Below are 21785 nucleotides of genomic sequence, written 5' to 3' on the forward strand. Positions count from 1 at the left end.
TCAGACGGTCGTCATCCGCACCACCTCGTCGAAGGCGGTGAAGCCCTGGGCCAGTTTGCGCACGGCGGCCTCGCGCAGCGTCCGCATGCCGGAGCGCCGGGCCGCGTCCACCATCTGCGAATAGGGGGCCTCGCGGGCGATGAGGTCTCTCAACTCACCCGCGCTGGTGACGATTTCGAAGACGCCCGTGCGGCCCACGAAGCCAGTGCCACGGCAACGCACGCACCCTGCCCCCTTGAGCAGGCGCACGCCACCGGGCAGCAGCGGCAGGGGCGCCTGGAGCGCGAGCAGCTCGTCCGGCGTCAGCGTCGTCTCCTGCGCGCAATGACTGCACACCCGGCGCAGCAGCCGCTGCGCCATGACGCCCAGGAGGCTCTGCGCCAGGAGGAAGGACGGCACGCCCAAATCCCGCATGCGCGCCACCGCGCCCAGCGCGTCGTTGGTGTGCAGTGTGGACAGCACCAGGTGGCCGGTGAGCGCGGATTGAATCGCGTTCTCCGCTGTCTCCGGGTCGCGAATCTCACCCACCATGATGACGTCCGGGTCCTGGCGGAGGATGTGGCGCAGCGCTCCGGCGAAGTCGAGCCCCACCTTGGGCTGCACCTGCACCTGGTTGAAGGCGTCCCACACCATTTCGATGGGGTCTTCGATGGTGGTGACGTTGACGTCCGGGCCCGCCAGCGCCTTGAGCGCGGAGTAGAGCGTCGTCGTCTTCCCGCTGCCCGTGGGGCCCGTGACGAGGATGAGCCCGTGTGGCTGGTCAATCCAGGACTCGAAGGCGCTCTTCTCGTCGGGCTCGAAGCCGAGCTGGGCGATGTCCTGCACCAGCGTCTCCGGGTCGAAGATACGGATGACCACCTTCTCACCGAACGCGGTGGGCAGCGTGGACACGCGGAGTTCGACCTCGCGGCCGTCGCGCTCCGTCTTGATGCGGCCGTCCTGCGGCTTGCGGCGCTCGGAGATGTCGATGCGCGCCAGCATCTTCACGCGCGAGACGATGGGCGGATGCACCGGCGCCGGCAGCGTGTGCACCGGATGCAACACGCCGTCGATGCGCAGACGCACCACGCTGGTGGTGCGCTTGGGTTCGATGTGGATGTCCGAGGCACGGTTGTCGAACGCGTAGCGCAGCAGGTAATCCACGGCCTGCACCACGGGCCGGTCCGACGCCTCCAACTCCTGGGTGCCGCTGAGCGAGACGAGCTGCTCGAAGTTGGCGACCTGCGCTCCGGCGGCGGCGCTGAAGTCGTCGGCGGCGCGCGCCAGCGTCTTCTTGAAGCCGTAGATGTCGCTGATGGACTTGAGGATGTCCGCCTTCGCGCTGAGGACGGGCTCCACCGGCAGCCCCGTCAGGCGGTGGAAGCTCTCGAAGAGCTCCCGGTCGAAAGGGTTGGCCACCGCCACCAGCAGCCGGCCCTGCGGGGTGCGCTCCAGGGGAAGCAGCACGTGCTTCTGCGCATAGGGCCTGGACACGGTGCGCGTAGCCAGCGCCATGTCGAGCTTGAGCGGGTCAATCTTCCGGTAGGCCATGCCGGCGGCGCGCGCGGCAGCCTCCGTGACGCGGTCCTCGTCCAGCACGCCTCGGCCGTTGGACAGCGGCACCTGGAACGCCGCCACGATTTCCACCGGAGATACGTCGTACCGGGCGGCCTCCTTGCTGCCGCCCGTGCCCCCCTGGTGCGCCTTGAGCACCCGGGCGCGCGCGGCGCCCTCGCGGGCCAGCACCTCCTGGGCCTGCTGGGGTTGCAGCAGCCCCTGGGCAACGAGCGCCTCCAGCACGAACAGCGTGGTGAAGTCATCCCGGCTCTTCGGAGCAGTGCCACCCACGCCGCTCACTGGCTGTACCAAGCGCGTCTCCTTTCACCCCGGGCGCCCGCCGGAGTGCGCCCCCGAAGCGTACCAGACGCATCCCGGCACACGGCCGTGCGCCGAGCGGAAAACACCCCCTGGCGCCCTCCGCTCCACCAGCCAGGCATGGAGCCGCTGTCAGGCACGTCGTGCGGCCGTGCGGGCACGGCGCCGCGCCACCGTCAGTGCACGGTGCTCGTCACCGCGAGCACGGCGGCATCCACCAGGGCCTCTGGCGTCGGCCGCTCCGCGACAGCCGCAGCGGGCACGCCCAGCCGCTCCAGGGCGGACGCCGTCGTCGGACCGATTGCCACCACCCGCGCGGTGGCCAGGCGCTCGCGTCCGGCCTCTTCCACGAAGGCCTCGGCCGTGCGCGGCGAAGCGAAGAGCACGACGTCCGGCGGTGAGGCATCCAGCAAGGCCAACGACTCCGGTGGCAGGGGCGCGGGCGTGGCGCGATACGCCGTCACCCGCGTCACCAGGAGGCCGTACTCTCTCAGCCCGTCTTCCAGCTCACGCCGGCCTTCCTCGGCGGCGGGAAGCAGGACTTCGTCACCCGGTTGCAGCGCATCCTTGATGAGGTTGAGCAGGGCCGCGCCCGTGCCCTCGGAAGGTTCGGCCACCACGTCCAGGCCGTAGCCCTCCGCGGCGCGCGTCGTGCGCGGCCCCACGGTGGCCACCTTCACCCGCTGTATCCGGTCCTGGGTGCCCGCCTCGCGCAGGGCCTCCATCAGCGCATCCACGCCGGTCGGGCTCGCGAACACCACCCAGGTGTAGCGCTGGATGTGCTCGGCCGCTGACGCGAGCGGACGTGGGTCCTCCGGAGGATGCAGTTCCAGAAGGGGCACGCTCAGCACTTCAGCGCCCTCATCCTCCAGGAGGAAGCACAACTCCTCGGCCCGCTCACGCGGGCGCGTCACCAAGACTCTCTTGCCTTCAAGTCGCCGTTCCACGTGAGCCGCAGTCTAGGACTCCCGCGCCTCGGAGCGGCGCGCGAAATCACGCAAGATGTCCGCCGCCCCACGAGACAGCAGGTCATCCGCCAGGGATTCACCCAGTGCATGGGCCTGCGACACGGGGCCGCGCACCTCGCCCCGCACCACGTGTGTGCCATCCGGACGGCCCACGAGTCCGCGCAGGAAGACGGTGTCGCCCGACACGATGGCATGTCCTGCCAGGGGCACGGTGCAGCCCCCCTCCAGCTTCGCCAGCAGCGCGCGCTCGGCAGTGACGGCGATGCGCGTGGTGGCGTGCTCCAGCGGCTCCAGCAGCGCGCGCACGCGCGCATCGTCCGTGCGGCACTGGATGGCCAGCACGCCCTGCCCCACCGCGGGCAGGCTCACCTCGGGCGGCAGCACCTGGGTGATGACGTCCTCCAGGCCCAGGCGCTTGAGTCCGGCGTAGGCCAGCAGCGCCCCCGCGAGCCCCTGCTCCCGCGTCCTCGCCAGGCGCGTCTGCACGTTGCCGCGCACGCTGACGATCTCCACGTCCGGCCGGCGCGAGCGCAGGATGCAGCTCCGGCGCAGCGACGACGTGCCCACGCGCGCGCCCTGCGGAAGCGTGTCCAACGTCAGCCCGCCCAGGCCACAGAAGACGTCGCGCGGATCCTCCCGCTCCGGCACCGCCGCGAGCGTCAGCCCTTCCGGGAACACGGACGTCATGTCCTTGAGGCTGTGCACGGCGATGTCCGCGCGGCCGTCGAGCAGCGCCTGTTCGATTTCCTTCACGAACAAGCCCTTGCCGCCCACCGCGGACAACGGCGCGGACAGGAAGCGGTCTCCCTCGGTGGTCATCTCCACCAGGGTCACTTCCAAACCGGGATGCCGCGAGGTCAGCAGCGCGCCCACGTGGCGCGCCTGCCAGAGCGCCAGGGGACTCTGCCGGGTGGCGATGCGCACGTGCGTCATCACTTGCCCCCCGTGGCGACCTGGACTGGCGCGGCCATGACGGAGGGCGCGGCGGCGGCGGTGCCGACCTCCTCCTCCAGCAGACCGAACAGCTCGGCGGCGGCACCCGCCAGGCGGTTGCCCTCCCCTTCCGGCCCCACGGCGCGCAGCCGCGCGGTGGGCTCATGCAGCAGCTTGTTGACGATGGCTCGGCCCATGGCCTCGATGCTCTTGCGTTGCTTGTCGTTGAGTCCGTCGCCCAGGGCGCCCAGCGTGCGCTCCACCTCGGAGCGAGCAATGGCTTCCGCGCGCTGACGCAGTCGCGCCAGCACCGGCGTGCCCTCACGCAGCGCACGCTCCTTGACGAAACGCGCTACTTCCTGCGCGACGAGCACGCCCGCCTTCTGCGCCTCTTCCGCGCGCGCCGCGGCGTTGTCCGCGACGAACTTCTGGATGTCGTCCACGTCGTATGCATGTACCCAGTCCAGCGTGCCCACCGCCGGATCGATATCGCGAGGCACCGCCAGGTCCACCATGAACAGCGGCCGCCCCCGGCGTCCGCGCCCCAGGGCGCCCACGTTGTCCCGCGTGAAGAGCGGCGCCTGCGACGCCGTGCTGCACACCACCACGTCCGCCGCGGCCACCAGACCGAGCAGCTCCTCGAAGGGCCGCGCCTGTCCGCCCACCTCCGCCGCCAGCGCCTCCGCGCGCGACAGGGTGCGGTTGGTGACGTAGAGCTTCGACGCACCGGCCTGCTTCAGGTGGCGCGCCGCCAGCTCGCCCATCTCCCCCGCGCCCACCACCAGCACCGTCTTGCCCGCGAGCCCGTCGAACACCTTGCTGGCCAGCTGCACCGCCGCCGCCGCCATGGACGTGGCCGCGCGGCCGATGGCCGTCTCCGTGCGCACGCGCTTGGCGCAGCTGAAGGCGGCCGCGCACGCGCGCATCATCTCACCGCGCACCGCGCCCGCGCCCTGGCCCCGCTCGAAGGCTTCCTTCACCTGGCCCAGAATCTGGGCCTCGCCCAGCACCATGGAGTCCAGGCTGCAGGCCACGCGGAACAGGTGCACCAGCGCCGCCTCGCCCTGGTGCTCGTAGAGGTGCTCCAGGGCTTCCACGCCGCCCAGCACCTGCAGCTCCGTCAACGCGCGCTGCCGCGCCATCGCCGCGTCCGGCGCGAACAGGTACACCTCCACGCGGTTGCAGGTGGATACCCAGAGGGCCTCCACGGGCGCCTGGGCCAGCCGCTGGAGCACGTCCACCTGACGCGACTCCGGCAAGGCCAGTCGCTCACGGACGGTGAGCGGCGCCGTCCGGTGGGACAGGCCAATGCAAATGAGCTCCATACTCAGGGCATCCTCATGGCCGCCGAGGGCGACGACACGTCATACGAGGACAGGAAGGACACCATGACCAGGCAGAACCCCGCCATGGTGAGGAAGGCCACCCGCCGCCCCCGCCAGCCCGCGACGGAACGCGCCACCAGCAGCGCGGCGAAAACCGCCCACGCAACGAGGGTGGCCAGCGTCTTCCCATCCACGGTCCAGGGGCCCGGCGCGGTGCCCACGAAGAAGGCCCCCGTGGCGAGCGTGATGGACAGCGCCAGGAAGCCCCACACCACCAGGCGCCGGTTCAGCGTGTCCAGGAACTCCAGGGAGGGCAGGCGGGAGAACAGCAACCCGAAGCGCTTCGCCTTCACCTGCCGCTCCATGAGCACGTACATGACGCCCACGCCCGCGGCGACCGCGAACGCGGCCAGCCCCATCAGCGCCAGGGTGATGTGCAGCGGCAACAGCGGCTGACGCACCCCGGGAGGCAGCGGCGCCTGCCCGCCCTGCATCAGCAGACCGGGCAGCAGCGCGGCCAGCGCCAGCGGCGTGAGAAAGGCGCCGATGACGGGCCGGCGGTAGCGCACATCCAGGAACAGGAAGATGACCAGCAGCAGGAAGGCCAGCGCGGAGAAGCCTTGCGCCAGGCCCACCGGCCGCCCGCTCTGCACCCCGAGCAACTCGAAGAGCGCCACGCCATGCAGCGCCAGTCCACCGCCCACCAGCACGCGCCCGGCCGTGGCCAGGGCCTCGGACTGGCGGACCAGGTAGGCCAGGTAGACGACAGCGGCGATGCCATACGCGTGGCAGGCGAGCGAGACGAGCGTGTGGCTCATAGGGGCAGGCTCATAACCACGGAAGACGGGCGAATCAGCCCATCTTGTTGAGGATGAAAGCAGCCAGAAGGTCTGCTTCAGAGTCCGGTTTCTTGTCCGCGCCCTCTGGCCTGGGCGCGCCGGCGGCGACCTCCGCTACATACCCTGGAACAACCTCATAGGCGTTGTCCCCCACCAGCACCGAGTCGGCCATCTGCTCGGCACCCAGTCGGGCAAGTTGCTCCTCGGTCTTCACCCGGGCCACCAACCCCTGGGTGTCTTCGCCCGACACGAGCTGGACGAAGTGGACCGCGGGCGTGAGGGGGAAGGCCACGCCGCCTTCTGCCATCACCACCAGCCGGCCTTCGCGCAGGTCTGCTTTGTCCGCCAGCGCCCACTCCTCGAGCTGGGTCTGGGGCAGGAAGAGCTTCGTCACGCCTTCCAGCTTACACCAGCCACCCCTCCCCCGGGGGAACGCTTGGGGGAAATGGTTGAAACAGGCGCCATCCATCCGCATCTGAGCCGCCAGATTGGCTGATGGCCGGCCGATCCTTGCAGGCCCACCGGACGCGTACTACACGCGGCGGAGGTGCCCGGACAGGCACGAGGAGACACCATGGCAGGCGCGGACGTGACGAACATCGGGGATGGCGACTTCAAGCAGCAGGTCCTGGACTCCCAGGAGCCCGTGCTGGTGGATTTCTGGGCGACGTGGTGCGCGCCGTGCCGCGCCATCGCGCCCTCCATCGAAGCGCTGGCCTCGCAGTACAAGGGGCAGGTGAAGTTCACCAAGCTCAACATCGATGAGAACCAGGACACGCCCCAGGAGTACGGCATCCGCTCCATCCCCACCCTGCTCCTGTTCAAGGGCGGCCGCGTGGTGGAGCAGATTGTCGGCGCGGTGCCCAAGGCCCGCATCGAAGACGCCGTGAAGAAGGCCCTGACGTAGACTTGCCGCTGCGGGGTCGGGCGCGCGAGAGAGCCCCTGCTGCTCTTCCGCGCACCACCCGCGGCCTCCTCCTGCCTCAGCTCAGCAACTCCACGCAGCGGCGGAGCACCTCCAACCGCGAGTAGCGCTTGTCGTTCCCTGGCACCACGTGCCACGGCGCGTCGGGGCGGTGCGTGCGGTCCAGCATCTCCTGGATGGCCGCTTCGTACTTCTTCCACTTCGCCCGGTTCCGCCAGTCCTCGGGCCCCAGCTTGTAGCGCTTGGCCGGGTCCGCCTCGCGCTCGCGAAACCGCTGCAACTGCGTCTTCTTGTCGATGTGGATGAAGAACTTCACCATCCGCACACCGTCCGCGGTGAGCATGTGTTCAAAAGCATTGATTTCATCGTAGGCGCGCCGCCATTCCGCCGGCTTCGCGAAGCCCTCGACCCGCTCCACCAGCACCCGGCCGTACCAGCTCCGGTCGAACATGCAGACCTCGCCCGCGCCCGGCGTCTTGCGCCAGAAGCGCCACAGGTAATGGTGTCTGCGCTCCTCTTCTGACGGCGAGGAGATGGGCCAGACCTTGTAACCACGCGGGTCCATCAGCGTAGTGAGCCTGCGAATGGCGCCGCCCTTGCCGGAGGCGTCCCAGCCCTCGAAGACGATGACGGCCTTCCGCCCCGCCAGGTAGTTCTGGATCTGCAGCTCGAAGACGCGCTCCTGGAGGGCTTTGAGCGTCTTCTCATATTTCGCGTGTTCACCCGCCGAGACAGACGGGTCGACCGCTGCGAGTGTCACAGTGCCATGAGGACATACGGGAAACACGTATCCATTTGCAGTCTTGTCATCAATTTTTTGAGATCGTTTACGAGTCAAGACAGACCCTCCAAGGTTGTATTGACAGCGATGACTTCAACCGCCAAATAGGCACATAGCAGTGTCTGTGTTGGCTGACTGTTTTCACTTGGAGTATTCATGGCACGTCCACGCAAAGAATTGTCCACCGTCCCGCTGACGCCGGCCATGGTGAACTGGGCCGAAGCCTTGGGAGACGCCATTGGACGCGGCATGCTGCGCGCGCTCAACGACGGGATGCCCAGGCTGGGCAGCACCTCGCCCAGCTCTACCGCGCTCACCGCGGGCCGGCGCCGCGGCCGTCCGCCGAAGGTGATGGCGGGCGCCAGCCTGGTTTCACTGGATCGCCGTTGCACCATGGAGGGCTGTACTCGCGAACAGCGCTCGAAGGGTCTGTGCTCCGCGCACTACCAGGCCGAACGCCGCCGCCAGATTTCGGGCAGCAAGTCGGCCTGAGTGCCTGCACACCGGACACCCGCCCACGGCCCTGGGCGATGACCGGTCCAACGCATCAGCCCTGCCAAGGGTCGGAAACGGACGACGTCGCCTTGAGCAACTCCCAGGCCGCCAGCACGTCCACCACGCGCTCCACTTCGTTGGGCAGGGAGCGAGCCCGCTGGGACTTGAGATAGTCCTCCGCGAAGGCCCTCAGCCGCATCCCCACGAAGAGCCGCGCCAGTGCCACCTCCGTCTGACCGCTGAAGTCGAGGAAGCGCACGCCAAAGCCGCTGCGGCCCTCCGGCCCGTTCCCCCGCTCCTCCCGCACGATTTCCGCGCGCGCCTGCACAGGCGCGGCGCCCGGCTCCAGCGCGAAGCGCACGCCCAGCACGGTGCCCAGCGGCAAGTAGAAGGTGCTCTCCAGGAACGCCCCGCTGACGCTGACGTTGACGGATACGAGGCTCGCCTCGAAGCGACGCTCGCCCGCCTCGTCATCCACCCACACCTCGAAGCGCGTGGCGAGCTGGGCGCGGGGGAAGTGACGGTGCTCCGCCTCGCCCTGGTTCATCTCAATCAACGGCGTGAAGGTCGCTCTCGGCTCGGGACTCACCGCCGCCACGTTGCCAGCAGGACGCGCCGGAACCACCGCGGGGCGGACCTCCTTCGCCAGCGCCGCGACCTGCGCTGGCGCTCGCGCGGGCGCGCGCACCGGCGCCTCCACCCGCGTGCTCCCGACTGCCTTCTGGCCACCCTTCCTCTGCATGATGCGTCCTCATCTGCCCGGGAGGGCTCGCCCTCCACGTGCGTTGGTGGGGTGATTCATACACCACCCCATGCCGCGCGCCGAGAAACGCTTGCGCCCGTCTCGCGAGGATAAATTCCGGAATTTCTCAGAACATGTGACGGCGCATGCTGATGTTCACCAGCAAGCCGATGCTGAGCATCACGGAAAGCAGGGATGAGCCGCCATAACTCATCAACGGCAGGGTGATTCCCGTCACCGGCAGCAGGCCAATCACCATGCCGATGTTCTCGAACACCTGCCAGAAGAGCATCGCCACGACGCCCACCGCGACGAAGGCGCCGAACCTGTCACGCGCGTTGAAACCCACGCCCAGGCCGAAGATGAAGATGGCGCCGTAGAGCACCAGCAGGACGATGCACATGACGAAGCCATGCTCCTCCGCCCACACGGAGAAGATGAAGTCGGTGTGCTGCTCGGGCAGGAAGCGCAGGCCCGTCTGGGTGCCCTCGCGCCAGCCCTTGCCGGACACGCCGCCGCTGCCCACCGCGATTTTCGACTGCGCCGCGTGATAGCCGCTGCCGCGCAGGTCCGCCTCGGGGTCCAGCCAGCCGGAGATACGCTGGCTCTGGTGCTTCTTCAGGTGGTGCCGGACGATGGTGGGCCGAGGCTCCGGCACGTCGCGGATGTAGTCATTCCAGATGACGATGCCCGCGGCGAACACGCCCGCCACCAGCGTGGCCACCAGGTACCAGCGCACCTTCCCGAAGAGGATGATGGTGAGCGACGACAGGCCAATCATCAGCGCGGTGCCCAGGTCCGGCTGCACCAGCACCAGCGCGAAGGGCACGAAGACGACGAGCACCGGCTTCCACAGGCGCGTCAGGCTGTAGGAGGGCGCATTGGGCTGGAAGTCGTCGTGATAGACCTTGGCCAGCATCAGCACGACGCCAATCTTCATGAACTCCGCGGGCTGCATGCGGAACGGGCCGATGACGAACCAGCTCTCCGCGCCCTTGGCCGTGTGGCCGAAGAAGCGCAACGCGATGAGCAGCAGGATGTTGCCCACGTAGATGGGCAGCGCCATGCGCTGAATCCACCGGTAGTCCACCAGGCACACCACCAGCACGGCGACCATGCTGATGCCCAGGTAGGCCATCTGCGAGCCCCAGACGGGCGAGTGCGGCGGCCGTGACGCCGAGGCGAGGTTCCAGATGCCCAGCCCGCACACCGCCAGCACGGAGAAGATGAGGCCCCAGGGGATGTGGGGCACCATCCGGCGCTCAATCCGCAGTTGCACGCGTGCGGTCCTCTTCATCGCCCGGAAGCCGGGCCGGTGGCCGTACCCTTCGCGTCAGCGCCGCCTCGTCGGCTGAGGGCGCGCGCGTCACGGAGGACGGCGTGTAGGGCTGGTTGGGACGCGGCGGCGGCGCCGTGGCGTCCTCCCTCTTCAAATCGAAGTACTTCTGGAACACCGCCATCGCGGTGGGCGCCGCGTCCGCACCGCCGCTGCCGCCGTGCTCGTTGAGCACGACGATGGCCAGCTCCGGCTTGTCCGCCGGCGCGAAGCCCGCGTACCAGGCGTGGTCGCGCTCGAAGTAGCTCATCTGGTGCTTCTTCAAGCGAATCGCCCCCAGGCGGGTCACCTGCGTGGTGCCCGTCTTGGACGCCACCAGGATGTCCTTGTCCCGCATGTGATTCATGCGCGCGCGGTAGGCGGTGCCGCCCGGCTCGTGCGCCACCACCACCAGGCTGTCCACCACCGCCTTGAGGTGCGCGGGCGACAGGTCCACCTTGCGCACCACCTCCGGCTGGAACGACTCGATGGTCTGCCCGTCCAGGTCCTCCAGACGGTTCACCATCTGCGGCTTGTAGAGGGTACCGCCGTTGGCGATGGCCGCGTACACCAGCGCGAGTTGGAGCGGCGTGACGTTGGTGTCGCCCTGACCAATGGAGCTGTTGAGCGCCATGCCCTTGGTGTAGCCGCCGGGCGACGCCTTGTCGTGGTAGGCGCTGGTCGGCATGATGCCTGGCACCTCCGCCACCACGTTGACGCCCGTGGGGCTGCCCAGGCCCAGGGCCTTGCCCATCTCTCCGATGGGGTCCAGGCCGATGGTGTCCGCCACCTTGTAGTACCAGGTGTCGCACGACGACTTCATGGCGGTGTATCCATTCATGAGCCCGTGCCCGGCATCCTTGTGGCAACGCCAGGTGCGCGCGCCCAGGCGGTAGCCACCGGGGCAGTTCACCACCGTCTCCGGACGGAAGGCGCCGGACTTGAACGCGGCCAGGGCGGTGACGACCTTGAAGGTGGAGCCCGGGCTGTAGTGCTCGGCGGCCACGCGGTTGATCATCGGGTCCAGCGGATCTCTCGACAGGAGCGCCATCTGCGCGGGCGTCACGCGGCCGGTGAGCAGGTTGGGGTCGAAGCCCGGGCGCGACACCAGCGCGCGGATGAAGCCCGTGTTGACGTCGATGGCGACCACCGCCCCCGCCACGCCGGGGAAGGCCCGCTCCGCCTCCTCCTGCAACCGCATGTCGATGGACAGCACCAGGTTGCTGCCCGGACGCGGCGACACCACGGCGTTTTCGCCCAGCTTGTCGTTCAGCTCTTCAATGGTCTGCCCGCGCGCGTTCACCACTTCCTTGCGCACGCCGTCGGTGCCGCGCAGGCGCTGCTCGAAGTAGCGCTCCAGCCCGCGCCGGCCAATGTAGTCCCCCAGGGCGTAGCGGGCGCCGTCGCCATTGAGGCGCTCCAGCTCCTCCTGGGTGATTTCATTCATGTAGCCCAGCACGTGCGACAGCACGGAGTTGGTGCGGTAGTGCCGGTGCGGCACGGGCGCCACCTCCACGCCGTCCAGGATGTCGCGGCGCGCGGCCAGCCGGTCGTACTCGTCGCGCGACAGGTCCACGCGCACCGGCACCGGCTGGAAGGGGGCGTTGCGCCGCCCCATGCGCACCATGTCCTCCACCTTCTTGCGCTGGTCCGGGTCCCACTGGAGCAGCTCCGCCAGGCGGGGGATGACCTGCTCGTAGCAGTCGGTGCAGAAGGCCGGGGTGATGAAGGCGTCGAAGGACGGACGGCTGTCCACCAGGATGGTGCCGCGCGCGTCCTTGATGACGCCGCGGTCGGCGCGCAGCCGCACCTGCTTGACGAAGTTGGCCACGCTCTTGGCGGCGTACTCCTCGCCCCGGGTGATTTGCAGGCGGTAGAGCTGGATGGAAATCAGCCCCAGGCCCGCCACCATGGCCAGGCCCAGCCACAGGAAGCGCCGCTTGAGCTCGCGCCCCGGCGTCGTGTTACCCAAGGTGGGTGGCGTCACCGCAGCAACCCCGCGGGCCGCTCCTGAGACGCCTCGAAGCGCCGCAGCAAGGGGTAGAGCGCCAGCGCCGCGAGGCCCGTGAGCGCCACCTGCAGCGGCATCTCCGCCAGCTGCGAGCCCGGACCGTCCTCCTTCACCGTCAGCCAGGTGAAGAAGGTGGCCAGCAGCGAATGGCCCACGTCCGCGCCCATGGCGAACAAGGCGAAGGCCAGCGGACCCCGGACCTCCACGAAGGTCGGCACCAGCCTTCCCACCAGGAAGATGAACACGGCCAGGAAGGTGTAGAGCCAGGTGGGCTGCCCGCTCATCAGGTCGAGCAGATACCCCACGGAGAAGGCGGAGAAGGTCCCTTCGAGCAGCGAGGCCCGCAGGGCCAGGAACGCCACCAACACCACGGTGACGTCAATCCGGCCGAGCTCCAGACCCGCCTGCTTCACCAGGACCGATTCCAGCGTGAGCAACGCCAGCGCCAGTGCGACGGACACCAGGAACTTCATTTCGACGCGCCCTCCGCGGCGCTGCCCGGCGCCATGGCGCTGTAGGGGCTGCCCACCACCAACACCTCTTCCAGCTTGCTCGTATCCACCGCCGGAACGATGTCCGCGCCCTGGAACATGCCGTGCTCCTTCTTCTCCAGGTTCGTCACGCGTCCCACCACCACGCCGGGCGGATAGATGCCGTCCGTACCCGCGGTGATGATGAGGTCACCGTCCTCCACATCCTCGGTGCGCAGCATGTTCTCCAACTTCAGGGGCCCGCCTCCCGTTCCCGCCGCCGTGCCCCGGGCCCGCGAGCGCTGCACACGCACCGCCACCCGGCTCTGCGGATCCGTCACCAGCGCCACATCCGCATACCCGCCCGTCGCCCGGATGACCTGTCCCACGATTCCATCCGGCGTCACCACGGACATGCCGCGAAACACACCCTGCTGCTCACCACTGCTGATGCGGACCGACAGCAGCTTCGCCACCGGATTGACGCCCACCACCCGCGCGGGGATTTCCGGCCCGGGCTCGGCCTCCGCGTAGTTGAGCAGCTTGCGCAGCCGCTCGTTCTCCATCCGCGATTCCCCCAGGGACTGCACCGCCGCGCGCAGCTGGAGGTTCTCCAAGCGCAATGCGTCATTCTCCTGCCGCACGCCTCGGAGGTCCAGGTAGTTCTGGACCCCGGCCACCCCACCCTCAATGACGGACGTCAGCCCCTGTTGCACGGGGGACGCCACGGCGATGATCGCCCGGTCGACGAAGTTGGGTTCCCTGCCCTTCCGGCCACCGAGCAGGAAGGCCACCAGCGGCGAAAGGAGCAGGAAGCCCACGATGAGGGGGCGGTAGTACCGCTTCAGGAGCGACCACACAGGCAGGAGTTTCCGGGGGTGTAATGGGGGAGCAGGGGCTGGCTAAGGGCTCTAAATCGCTTGCATTTTCCGGTGCGTTATCCTAGGCAGTCAAGGCCTGCATGGGGGGCGGTTCCTGGTCCACCACCCACCGGCCGGGCTACCAACAACACCGCGTCGCGAGTCCTTCCGCACGGCTTTTCTCGGCGCGTTTGCCCCAGAAGTGACGACAATGGACGGTCTGAATCCCCGGAAGGTTGCCTCGCTCCTGTTCATCATCGGCATCGCGGTGGTGTTCACGCTCCAGTTCGGCCCGGGCAGCTCTGGCTTCGGCGCCACGGGTGGGGCGACGGCGCCCGGTTCGGTGGCCTCGGTGAACGGCAAGGAAATCCCGCTGCGTGACTTCGCGGCGGCCTGGGCCCAGCAGATGAGCTTCCTGCGCTCGCAGGGCAGCCCGGTGCCCGAGTCGCTCGCCCGCCAGTTCGGCATGCATAACCAGGTGCTCGACCGGCTGGTGAACACGGAGCTGCTGGCCCAGGCGGCCGAGCGCCACGGCATCGCCGCGTCGGACGATGAGCTGCGCAAGCTCATCCACCAGAACACGGACTTCCAGAAGGATGGCCAGTTCGACTTCGAGCGCTACCAGCAGGTGCTGCGCGACTTCTACCGGAAGTCCCCGCAGGACTTCGAGGCGGAGCTGCGCCGGCAGCTGGCGGCCCAGAAGATGATGAACGTGGTGCGCGGCAACGCGGTGGTGTCGGACGACGAGGTCCGCGCCCGCTTCGAGAAGGAAGGCAACCAGGCGAAGGTCGTCTTCGCGCGCTTCCTGCCGGCCATGTACGCCGACAAGGTCCCCAACCCCACCGCGGCGCAGCTGGCCGAGTGGAAGAAGGCGCACGAGAAGGACATCAAGGAGTACTTCGAGGCCAACCGCTTCGTGTACCAGCAGCCGGAGCGCATCCGTGCGCGGCAGGTGCTGGTGAAGCTGTCCCCGGAGGCCACCGCCGACCAGAAGAAGGCGGCCCTGGAGAAGGCGCAGGCGCTGCGCAAGGAAATCGAGGGCGGCAAGGACTTCGCCCAGGTGGCGCGTGACAGCAGCGAGGACCCGGGCAGCAAGGCGCGCGGTGGCGACCTGGGCTGGGTGGAGCGCGGTAGCTGGGAACCGGCGCTGGCGGACGCGGCCTTCGCGCTGAAGCAGGGCGAGGTGACGCAGCCGGTGGAGACGAAGTTCGGCGTGCACCTGGTGAAGGTGGATGAGAAGCAGGCCGCCCAGGACAAGAAGCTCGAGGACGTCCAGGACGAGATTGCCACCACGCTCTACAAGCAGGACCGCGCCAAGCAGCAGGCCCGCGCCGAGGCGGAGAAGGCGCTGGCCTCCGTCAAGGCGGGCCAGGACCTGAAGACGCTCTTCCCGCCGGAGAAGGAGCAGCCCGCGCTGCTGCGCTTCGAGACGGAGACGCGCCCGGAGGCCGTGGAGACGGACAGCTTCACCGCCGAGGGTGAGGCGGTGCCGCACCTGGGCCCCGCGCCCGAACTGGTGAAGGCGGCCTTCGCCGTCAGCGCCCCGCAGCCGCTCGACAACGTGTTCCCCATGGGTGAGGGCTTCGTGGTGGCGCAGGTGGTGGAGCGCCAGAAGCCGGACGCCGAGGGCTTCGAGAAGCGCAAGGAGGAACTGCGCACCCAGGCCCGTCAGGCCAAGCAGATTGAGCTGACGGAGTCCTTCCTCAAGGCGCTGCGTGAGCAGGGCTCGGTGGTGACGAACACCGCCGCCATCGACTCCGTGGTGGGCACCGGGTGAGTCCCGGCGTCCAACCGTGACGCCCCCGAGGGCCGGGCCGAGGGAACTCCCCTCCCCGGCCCTCTCTCATTGCGGGCTTCGCGGCCAACAGGGCCGAAGCGCCAGCTACCGCTCCGGGAACTCGTGGGAGCCTGTGCCGCCGTTGGGAGCAATGGGCTCGGCGATGCAGAGCGCGTCCCGGCCCCGGGCCTTGGCCGCGTACATGGCGAAGTCCGCCGCGCGGATGAGGTCCAGCGCGGACGAGGCATGGTCCGGGTAGGTGGCCACGCCCACGCTGGCGGTGAGGCGCACGTCCAGGCCCTGCTCCAGGAGGAAGCCCCGCCCCCGAAAGGCCTCGCAGACGCGCTGGCCGATGACGGCCGCGCCCTCCGGGTCCGTCTCCACCAGCAACATGGCGAACTCGTCGCCGCCATAGCGGAAGACGGCGTCCAGGTTCTGCCGGCCCAGGGTAATCAGCAGGTCCCCCACTTCCTTCAGGGTGGCGCTGCCCACCAGGTGCCCGTGGGTGTCGTTGATGCTCTTGAAGTGGTCCAGGTCCAGGAAGACGAGCGACAGCGGGTGGCTGAAGCGCTCCGAGCGCTTCACCTCCTGGTCCAACAAGGCGCGCAGGTGCCGGGCGTTGTAGCAGCCGGTGTGCTCGTCCGTAATCGTCAACTCCTGCACCCGCCGGAAGTTGCGCGCGTTCTCAATCGCGATGGCCGCGTAGTCCGCGATGGCGGTGAGGATGGTGAGGTCCTCGTTGGTGAAGGGTGGGTCCATGGGCCCGTTCACCAGTTCGATGATGCCCAGGACCCGGCCCCGGGCCAGCAGCGGCACCGCGAGGATGGAGCGGGTGTGGAAGGCGGAGGCTTCATCGAAGCGTGGCGAGAAGCTGGGGTCCCCGCCCACGTCATGGACGAGCCGCGCCGCGCCGGACGTGAAGACGGCGCCGGCAATGCCCTCGCCCGGGTTGAGCTGGAGGCCCTTGAGCACGTCCGCGCCGTCACCCACCGCGATTTCGAAGTAGAGCTTTCCGGTGCGCTCGTCCTGGAGGATGAGCGACCAGTTGCGAGGCAGCAGCAGGCTGCTGACCTTCTGCATCACCAGCGCCAGCACCTCGCGGAGCTCAAGCGTGGACGTCAGGGCCTTCGCCATCTCATTGAAGGCGGCCAACTGCTCCACTGTCCGCTTCATGGCCGACAGGAGGTCCGCGGGATTCATCCGTAGAGTCCACTCCGGGGCACAAGTCTGGTAAGGCCGGACCGAGCCGTAACATGCACATGAACGCAGATCAAACGTTGCTCGTCCTGGCCTCGGCGTCGCCGCGACGCAGGGAACTTCTGGCACAGCTGGACATCCGTTTCACCGTTTCCGCGGCGGACATCGACGAAACGCCCCACGCCAATGAGGCGGCGGAGGCCTACGTCGGGCGGCTCGCCCGGGAGAAGGCCCGCGTGGTGGCTTCCCGCCACCCGGGCGCCTGGGTGCTGGCCGCCGACACCACCGTCGCCCTGGGCGCCGAGCTGCTGGGCAAGCCCCGGGACGCCGAGGAAGCCCAGGCCATGCTCACGCGCCTGTCCGGGCGGACGCATGACGTCTACACGGGCGTGGCCCTGGCCGGCCGGCATGAGGAGACGCTGGTGGTCCGCACCCGCGTCACCTTCCGGTCACTGAGCCCCGGGGAGATGTCCTGGTACGCGAACAGCGGCGAGCCCCTGGACAAGGCGGGTGCCTACGCCATCCAGGGCAAGGGCGGTTTCCTGGTGGCGGGTGTGGAGGGCAGCACGTCCAACGTCGTGGGCCTGCCGCTGGGCGAGACCGTGGCCCTGCTGGAGCGGGCCGGCCTCCCCTTGCCTTGGAGGGCCTCATGAGCGGAAGCGTCGCGGAGCGGCTGGCGTCGGTGCGGGAGCGGGTGGCGGCGGCCTGTGCCCGGGCGGGGCGGCCGGTGGAGTCGGTGACGCTGGTGGCGGTGTCCAAGCTGAAGCCCGCGGACCTCATCCGCGAGGCCTATGCCGCCGGTCAGCGCGACTTCGGGGAGAACTACGCGCAGGAACTGCGGGACAAGGCCGCGGAGCTGGAGGACCTGGAGGGCCTGCGCTGGCATGCCATTGGAGCGCTCCAGACGAACAAGGTGAAGTACGTGGCGCGGGCGGCTGGGGCCTTCCACGCCCTGGACCGTCTGGAGGTCGCCCGCGAGCTGTCGAAGCGCCGCGAGGGCGCCCCGCCCCTGCCCGTCTACGTCGAGGTCAACGTGGGTGGCGAGGCCACCAAGAGCGGCCTGGCGCCCGACGCGCTCGGCGTCTTCCTGGATGAGGTCCGCGCCCTGCCGGGCCTCCAGGCGGTGGGATTGATGGCGCTGCCGCCCCCCACGGAGGAAGAGGCCCGGGCCCGCGCGGACTTCCAGTCCCTGCGCGAGCTGGCCCGTGTGCACGGGCTGCCGGGCCTGTCCATGGGCACCACCCATGACTTCGAGTGGGCCATTGAAGAAGGCGCCACCGTCGTCCGGGTGGGCACCGCCATCTTCGGTGAGCGCGCGCTCAAATCTCCTTGAACTTCACCCGCCCCTCCGAGTTCACGCTGACCTTGAACTCGGAGCCGCAGTAGTTGCAGCGGACCTCGTCCCCCTGGGCGAGCGCATCATCCACGGGGTTGTTGGCGTTGCACGAAGGACAGTCGAAGTCCTTGTGCGCCTTGCCACCTCCGCGCGCGGATTCCTTCTCGTCATCGTCGAAGTCGAACGAACCGCCACCACCAGACATGTGCCCCTCCTGCGGGATGGCGCCCGACACCGCGGGCTGCCCCGCGCGGAGGCTACCAGCGGTGTCGTCGAGTGGACACGCCGCTGCGCGGCACTCCCGCCTGCCGAGCGAACAGGCCCCGGCCGGGAAGAGGCGTGCGGGAGCGTGACGTGGGAAAGTGTGCCTCCCCGTGAAGTGAGCGGCCACCATTTGAATGGCTGGTCAACAACCGCGTCAGTGGAAATGGGCGGTGGCGGGAATGGTTCCAAGCCGGGTCTGGCGCAGTGCGGCCAGGCTACCTAATTTCCAAGCGAGGGAGCTCACCCGATGCAAACGCAGTCCAAGTGGGGGTTCGCGGCGGCGCTCGCGGGGCTGGTCTGGTCGGCGACAGCCATGGCCCAGGAATCCGTGAACCCGGCGTTCGGGCCTGGGGAGCAGAGCTCCTACCGCGTCAGGTACCTGGGCATCACCGCGGGAACCGCGCAGGTGACGGTGGGTGCCCACATGAAGCAGTGGGGTCAGGACGTGTGGCCCATCGTCGCGGTGGCACGCTCCAACGACATGCTGGGCGTGTGGCCCATCAAGGACAAGTTCGTGTCCTACTGGCAGCCGGAGAGCCAGCGCGTGGTGGGCAGTGACTTGCACGCGGATGAGAACGGCTCACGCCGCCGGCAGCGCATCAAGATGGAGCCGGACGGCAAGACGGCCTTCGTGGTGAAGCAGAAGGAAGGCGAGTCCCCGCGCGAGTCCACCCGCGAGGTGACGGAGGGCACGCTGGATGTCACCGGTGCGACGTTCGCGTTGCGCAACCGGGAGCTGGTCGTGGGGCAGGAGTATGCCTATCCCGTCTTCACCGGAAGCAAGCAGTTCACCCTTCGCGCGAAGGTGGAAGGGCGTGAAGTCCTGGGCACGGCGCTGGGCGACAAAGAGGTCTTCAAGCTCAGCGTGAAGACGGAGTTCGGCGGCAACCTCGCCTCGAAGCGGGACATGTTCGTCTACTTCACCACGGACTCCAGCCACGTGCCGGTGCGGGTGGAGGCGGAGTTCGCGCTGGGCACCATCGTCGCGGAGATAACCGACTACAAGCCGGGCCGGAGCATGACGGTGGCCCGCGCCGAGAATGGCGGGTAGCTCCCGCCGGAGAGTGAAGGGGGCGGATGGGTGCAGGATGGGCGTGGGCGGTGGTGGCGGCGGCGATGTCCGCCACGCAGGAGCCTCAGGTGGTATCGCCCCTGGTCAAGGTCCGGCCGGGCGAAGCAGTGAAGGGACGCAAGGAGGCGCGTCTCAGCCTCGCGCGCGGTGAGTGTGAGGCCGTGCAGGTGGTGCTTCCCGGCCGGGTGGAGCGCCCCGCCGTGGAGTCGCTGACGTTGAAGGGCCCGGGCGCGGCGCTGAAAGCCCGCGTCTGGCGCGAGGCCTTCATCGACGTGAAGACGCCGTCCAACGGCCAGGGCCACAAGGGCCCATGGCCGGATGCGCTGGTTCCAGTGGATGCGCCGGGACATGACTCGAAGCTGCCCACCGTCTTCTACGTGGAGGTGTGCGCCCCGGAGAAGCAGAAGCCGGGGACGTACCGGGGACAGTTGCTGGTGAAGGCGGTTGACGCGAAGTTCCGGCCGGTGCCGTTGACCGCCGAGGTGCAGCCCTTCGCCCTTCCCGCCACGTCCTCACTGCCCAACAGCTTCGGGGTGTCGATGTACAGCATCGCCCGGGGCCACGGCGTGGCGCCGGAGTCGGCGGAGGCGCGCAAGCTGTTGCGTGACTACGGACGTGCGCTCCTGGAGCACCGGGTGAGTGCCCACGGCATGAGCATGACGCCACCTCCGGTGCGCTTCGAGAAGGGCCGCGCGGTGCTGGACTGGCGCGAGTACGACGCGGAGATGGCGCCCTTCCTGGACGGCAGCCTGCTGCCCTCCGGCGCCCGCTTCACCAGCACCGACGTGCGTGACAGCAAGCAGGCGAAGACGGACGCGGAGAAGACGGCGTACTACCGCGCCTTCGCCGAGCACTTCCGCGAGAAGGGCTGGCCCGCGCAGCTCTTCTTCTACGCCAAGGACGAACCCAAGCCCGAGGACGTGCCGCTGGTGAAGGCCCAGTCCACGCGGGTGCGCGCGGCGGGCGCGATTCCCGTGCTCGTCACCAGCCCGCTGGATGACGCGCTGAATGGCTCGGCGGACATCCTCACGCCCACGCTCAACTGCTTCTACCCGCGCCCCGGGCCGCAGACGTGCCGCAGCGTGGTGGAGGCGCGCGCGCTGCGCAAACGGCTGGCAGGAGACACCCGGGTGTGGTGGTACCAGAGCTGCAATTCGCACGGCTGCAACGGCGGCCCCCCGGCGGACAAGGCGGTGGACGCGGCCTACAGCGGCTGGGCTTCGTACATGGTGGACCACCCCGCCCCACTCAACCGGGCCATGGGCGTGCTCGCCTTCTCCGCCGGCGTGGACGGCGAGCTCTATTTCGACACCGTCTTCGCCTACAACACGAAGAAGGACCCCTGGAAGGACGTCTTCGAGTTCGGCGGCAACGGCGACGGCACCCTCTTCTATCCGGGGACACCGGCCAGGGTGGGTCCTTCTGGCCACCAGCCCATCCTCACGCTGCGGCTGAAGCACATTCGAGACGGACTGGAGGACTACGAGTACCTTCGGCTGCTCGCTGAGCTGGGTGACGCCGCCTTCGCCCGGACGGCCGCGCGCAAGTTGGCGCGCACCGGTTGGGACATCAACGCGGATGCGGGAGAATGGGAGGCGGTCCGCGAGGAAGTCACCGCCCGGCTCCGGAAGCGCTGGGCGGAGTCCGAATATGCGAAGCGCCCGGACCGTCAGACGCCGCAGAGCACCCCGTAGTCTCTGGAAGGAAAAGGATGAGCCCCCTGCGCACCCTCTTCGCGGCCCTGTTGTCACTGTCCAGCGTCAGCGCCTGGGCCCAGTTGCCGGACGCGGAGGCGGACGCGCCGGAGACTGAGAGCGCCAAGGTTGAGGAGCCCGAGGCGCCCCTCACCGTGGCGCCGTGCACCTCCGCGCTGCCGGCGCTGCGAACGCCCATGGCGTTCATGCCGGGTGAGGTGCTCGAGTTCGACCTCGACGCCATGGGCGCGCAGGCCGGCACCATGACGATGCGCGTCCACAAGCAGAAGGATGGGCATCTCCCCATCCAGGTGGAGGCGCAGACCAACACCTTCTTCTCCAAGGTGCGGCGCGTGCGCGGCAGTGCCACCGCGTACCTCCACCCTCGCACGCTGCGCCCCCATCGCTACGTCGAAGACACCATGGAGAACGAACAGCGCCGCAAGGTGAACGTCGCGTTCGGCCAGAAGGAGCGCACCGTCAAGGTCGACTACCAGTTCGGCCAGCGCCCCAAGGGGCAGTTCAACTACACCTTCGACAAGGACGGCCTGGATGTGGCCGGGGCCATCTACCTGCTACGCCAGCTGCCGCTCAAGGACGACCTCCAGGTGTGCTTCGACGTCTACGGCGTGCGCCGCATGTGGCGCATGCAGGGCGCGGTGGTGAAGCGCGAACAGGTGACGACGCCGCTGGGCCAATTCAATGCCTGGCACGTGACGGGCACCGCCGTGCGACTGGACCGGCCCAAGCAGAAGCGTGAAGTCCACGTCTGGATTTCAGACGACGCGCGCCGCCTGCCACTGGCCGCCGTGGGCACCATCGACCTGGGCGCCGTGCGCGCCACCCTCACCTCCGTGTCGCGTCCGGGTGAGAAACCGCAGAAGAGCGAAGGTCAGGAAACGATGAAGTGGTGAGCGGCTGACGCAC

Annotated in this window: 22 protein-coding genes; 8 read left to right on the forward strand and 14 right to left on the reverse strand. The window is 68.9% G+C overall.

Translation table 11 applies throughout. The annotated features are described in order from the left end of the window. From FMP39_RS06305 to FMP39_RS06330, 6 genes are all read right to left on the reverse strand, one after another. Positions 1-1848 (reverse strand): GspE/PulE family protein, encoded by a 1848-nt coding sequence (locus FMP39_RS06305; RefSeq protein ID WP_141589081.1) that lies wholly within the window; start codon positions 1846-1848, stop codon positions 1-3. Between the two features lie 182 nt (positions 1849-2030). Next, positions 2031-2801, reverse strand: coding sequence for a uroporphyrinogen-III synthase (locus tag FMP39_RS06310; RefSeq protein ID WP_141589082.1), 771 nt, complete (start codon positions 2799-2801; stop codon positions 2031-2033). 12 nt (positions 2802-2813) lie between these two features. Beyond that, positions 2814-3758, reverse strand: a complete 945-nt coding sequence (gene hemC / locus FMP39_RS06315; protein ID WP_141589083.1) for a hydroxymethylbilane synthase — start codon at positions 3756-3758, stop codon at positions 2814-2816. After that, entirely contained in the window at positions 3755-5080 is a 1326-nt protein-coding gene (gene hemA, locus FMP39_RS06320; RefSeq protein WP_141589084.1) for a glutamyl-tRNA reductase, read from the reverse strand. Before hemA ends, hemC begins: the two co-directional genes overlap by 4 nt. A 2-nt stretch (positions 5081-5082) precedes the next feature. Continuing rightward, positions 5083-5898: an inner membrane protein YpjD gene (locus tag FMP39_RS06325; RefSeq protein ID WP_141589085.1), complete on the reverse strand. Its 816-nt coding sequence runs from the start codon at positions 5896-5898 to the stop codon at positions 5083-5085. Between the two features lie 34 nt (positions 5899-5932). Further along, a complete protein-coding gene (locus FMP39_RS06330; RefSeq protein ID WP_090489132.1) occupies positions 5933-6394 on the reverse strand; it encodes a hypothetical protein in 462 nt (153 codons plus the stop codon). Positions 6395-6493: 99 nt separating this feature from the next. Here FMP39_RS06330 and trxA point away from each other — a divergent pair, with 99 nt between their 5' ends. After that, on the forward strand, positions 6494-6826 hold the full coding sequence (gene trxA, locus FMP39_RS06335) for a thioredoxin (protein WP_090489134.1): 333 nt from the start codon (positions 6494-6496) through the stop codon (positions 6824-6826). 76 nt (positions 6827-6902) lie between these two features. Here trxA and FMP39_RS06340 read toward each other — a convergent pair whose 3' ends face one another. Continuing rightward, positions 6903-7604: a polyphosphate kinase 2 family protein gene (locus FMP39_RS06340; RefSeq protein ID WP_228557719.1), complete on the reverse strand. Its 702-nt coding sequence runs from the start codon at positions 7602-7604 to the stop codon at positions 6903-6905. Positions 7605-7781: 177 nt separating this feature from the next. Here FMP39_RS06340 and FMP39_RS06345 point away from each other — a divergent pair, with 177 nt between their 5' ends. After that, positions 7782-8117 carry a hypothetical protein gene (locus tag FMP39_RS06345; protein WP_090489138.1) on the forward strand — a complete coding sequence of 112 codons (336 nt, stop codon included), beginning with the start codon at positions 7782-7784 and terminating at the stop codon, positions 8115-8117. A 55-nt stretch (positions 8118-8172) separates the two neighbouring features. Here the strand turns inward: FMP39_RS06345 and FMP39_RS06350 are convergent, their stop codons facing one another. The 5 genes from FMP39_RS06350 to mreC form a co-directional block, all read right to left on the reverse strand. Continuing rightward, positions 8173-8862, reverse strand: a complete 690-nt coding sequence (locus FMP39_RS06350) for a PilZ domain-containing protein (protein ID WP_141589087.1) — start codon at positions 8860-8862, stop codon at positions 8173-8175. A 127-nt stretch (positions 8863-8989) separates the two neighbouring features. Further along, positions 8990-10117, reverse strand: a complete 1128-nt coding sequence (gene rodA, locus FMP39_RS06355) for a rod shape-determining protein RodA (RefSeq protein ID WP_141589134.1) — start codon at positions 10115-10117, stop codon at positions 8990-8992. A gap of 7 nt (positions 10118-10124) precedes the next feature. Then, positions 10125-12164, reverse strand: a complete 2040-nt coding sequence (mrdA, locus tag FMP39_RS06360) for a penicillin-binding protein 2 (protein ID WP_141589088.1) — start codon at positions 12162-12164, stop codon at positions 10125-10127. Continuing rightward, complete coding sequence (locus FMP39_RS06365) at positions 12161-12661, reverse strand: hypothetical protein (protein ID WP_090489146.1); 501 nt, start codon at positions 12659-12661, stop codon at positions 12161-12163. Before FMP39_RS06365 ends, mrdA begins: the two co-directional genes overlap by 4 nt. Next, positions 12658-13518, reverse strand: a complete 861-nt coding sequence (gene mreC, locus FMP39_RS06370) for a rod shape-determining protein MreC (protein ID WP_011552715.1) — start codon at positions 13516-13518, stop codon at positions 12658-12660. Before mreC ends, FMP39_RS06365 begins: the two co-directional genes overlap by 4 nt. Positions 13519-13729: 211 nt before the next feature. Between mreC and FMP39_RS06375 the strand changes: the two genes are divergently transcribed. Continuing rightward, positions 13730-15295, forward strand: a complete 1566-nt coding sequence (locus FMP39_RS06375) for a peptidylprolyl isomerase (protein WP_194858261.1) — start codon at positions 13730-13732, stop codon at positions 15293-15295. A gap of 105 nt (positions 15296-15400) precedes the next feature. Here the strand turns inward: FMP39_RS06375 and FMP39_RS06380 are convergent, their stop codons facing one another. Further along, positions 15401-16495: a sensor domain-containing diguanylate cyclase gene (locus tag FMP39_RS06380; RefSeq protein ID WP_141589090.1), complete on the reverse strand. Its 1095-nt coding sequence runs from the start codon at positions 16493-16495 to the stop codon at positions 15401-15403. 53 nt (positions 16496-16548) lie between these two features. Between FMP39_RS06380 and FMP39_RS06385 the strand changes: the two genes are divergently transcribed. Together FMP39_RS06385 and FMP39_RS06390 are read left to right on the forward strand one after the other, a co-directional pair. After that, positions 16549-17145, forward strand: coding sequence for a nucleoside triphosphate pyrophosphatase (locus FMP39_RS06385; RefSeq protein WP_141589091.1), 597 nt, complete (start codon positions 16549-16551; stop codon positions 17143-17145). Beyond that, positions 17142-17825 carry a YggS family pyridoxal phosphate-dependent enzyme gene (locus FMP39_RS06390; protein ID WP_141589092.1) on the forward strand — a complete coding sequence of 228 codons (684 nt, stop codon included), beginning with the start codon at positions 17142-17144 and terminating at the stop codon, positions 17823-17825. Before FMP39_RS06385 ends, FMP39_RS06390 begins: the two co-directional genes overlap by 4 nt. Here the strand turns inward: FMP39_RS06390 and FMP39_RS06395 are convergent. After that, positions 17812-18033 (reverse strand): hypothetical protein, encoded by a 222-nt coding sequence (locus FMP39_RS06395; protein WP_090489156.1) that lies wholly within the window; start codon positions 18031-18033, stop codon positions 17812-17814. The two genes, FMP39_RS06390 and FMP39_RS06395, sit on opposite strands and share 14 nt — an antisense overlap. Before the next feature lie 306 nt (positions 18034-18339). Here FMP39_RS06395 and FMP39_RS06400 point away from each other — a divergent pair, with 306 nt between their 5' ends. From FMP39_RS06400 to FMP39_RS06410, 3 genes are read left to right on the forward strand one after another with little or no spacing between them, the layout of a single operon-like run. Continuing rightward, positions 18340-19143, forward strand: coding sequence for a DUF3108 domain-containing protein (locus tag FMP39_RS06400; protein ID WP_141589093.1), 804 nt, complete (start codon positions 18340-18342; stop codon positions 19141-19143). 26 nt (positions 19144-19169) lie between these two features. Continuing rightward, positions 19170-20858 carry a DUF4091 domain-containing protein gene (locus FMP39_RS06405; RefSeq protein WP_141589094.1) on the forward strand — a complete coding sequence of 563 codons (1689 nt, stop codon included), beginning with the start codon at positions 19170-19172 and terminating at the stop codon, positions 20856-20858. 17 nt (positions 20859-20875) lie between these two features. Beyond that, entirely contained in the window at positions 20876-21772 is an 897-nt protein-coding gene (locus FMP39_RS06410; RefSeq protein ID WP_141589095.1) for a DUF3108 domain-containing protein, read from the forward strand. The last annotated feature ends 13 nt before the right edge of the window (positions 21773-21785 follow it).

This window comes from Myxococcus sp. AB056 (genome assembly GCF_006547365.1).
Taxonomy (GTDB): domain Bacteria; phylum Myxococcota; class Myxococcia; order Myxococcales; family Myxococcaceae; genus Myxococcus; species Myxococcus virescens.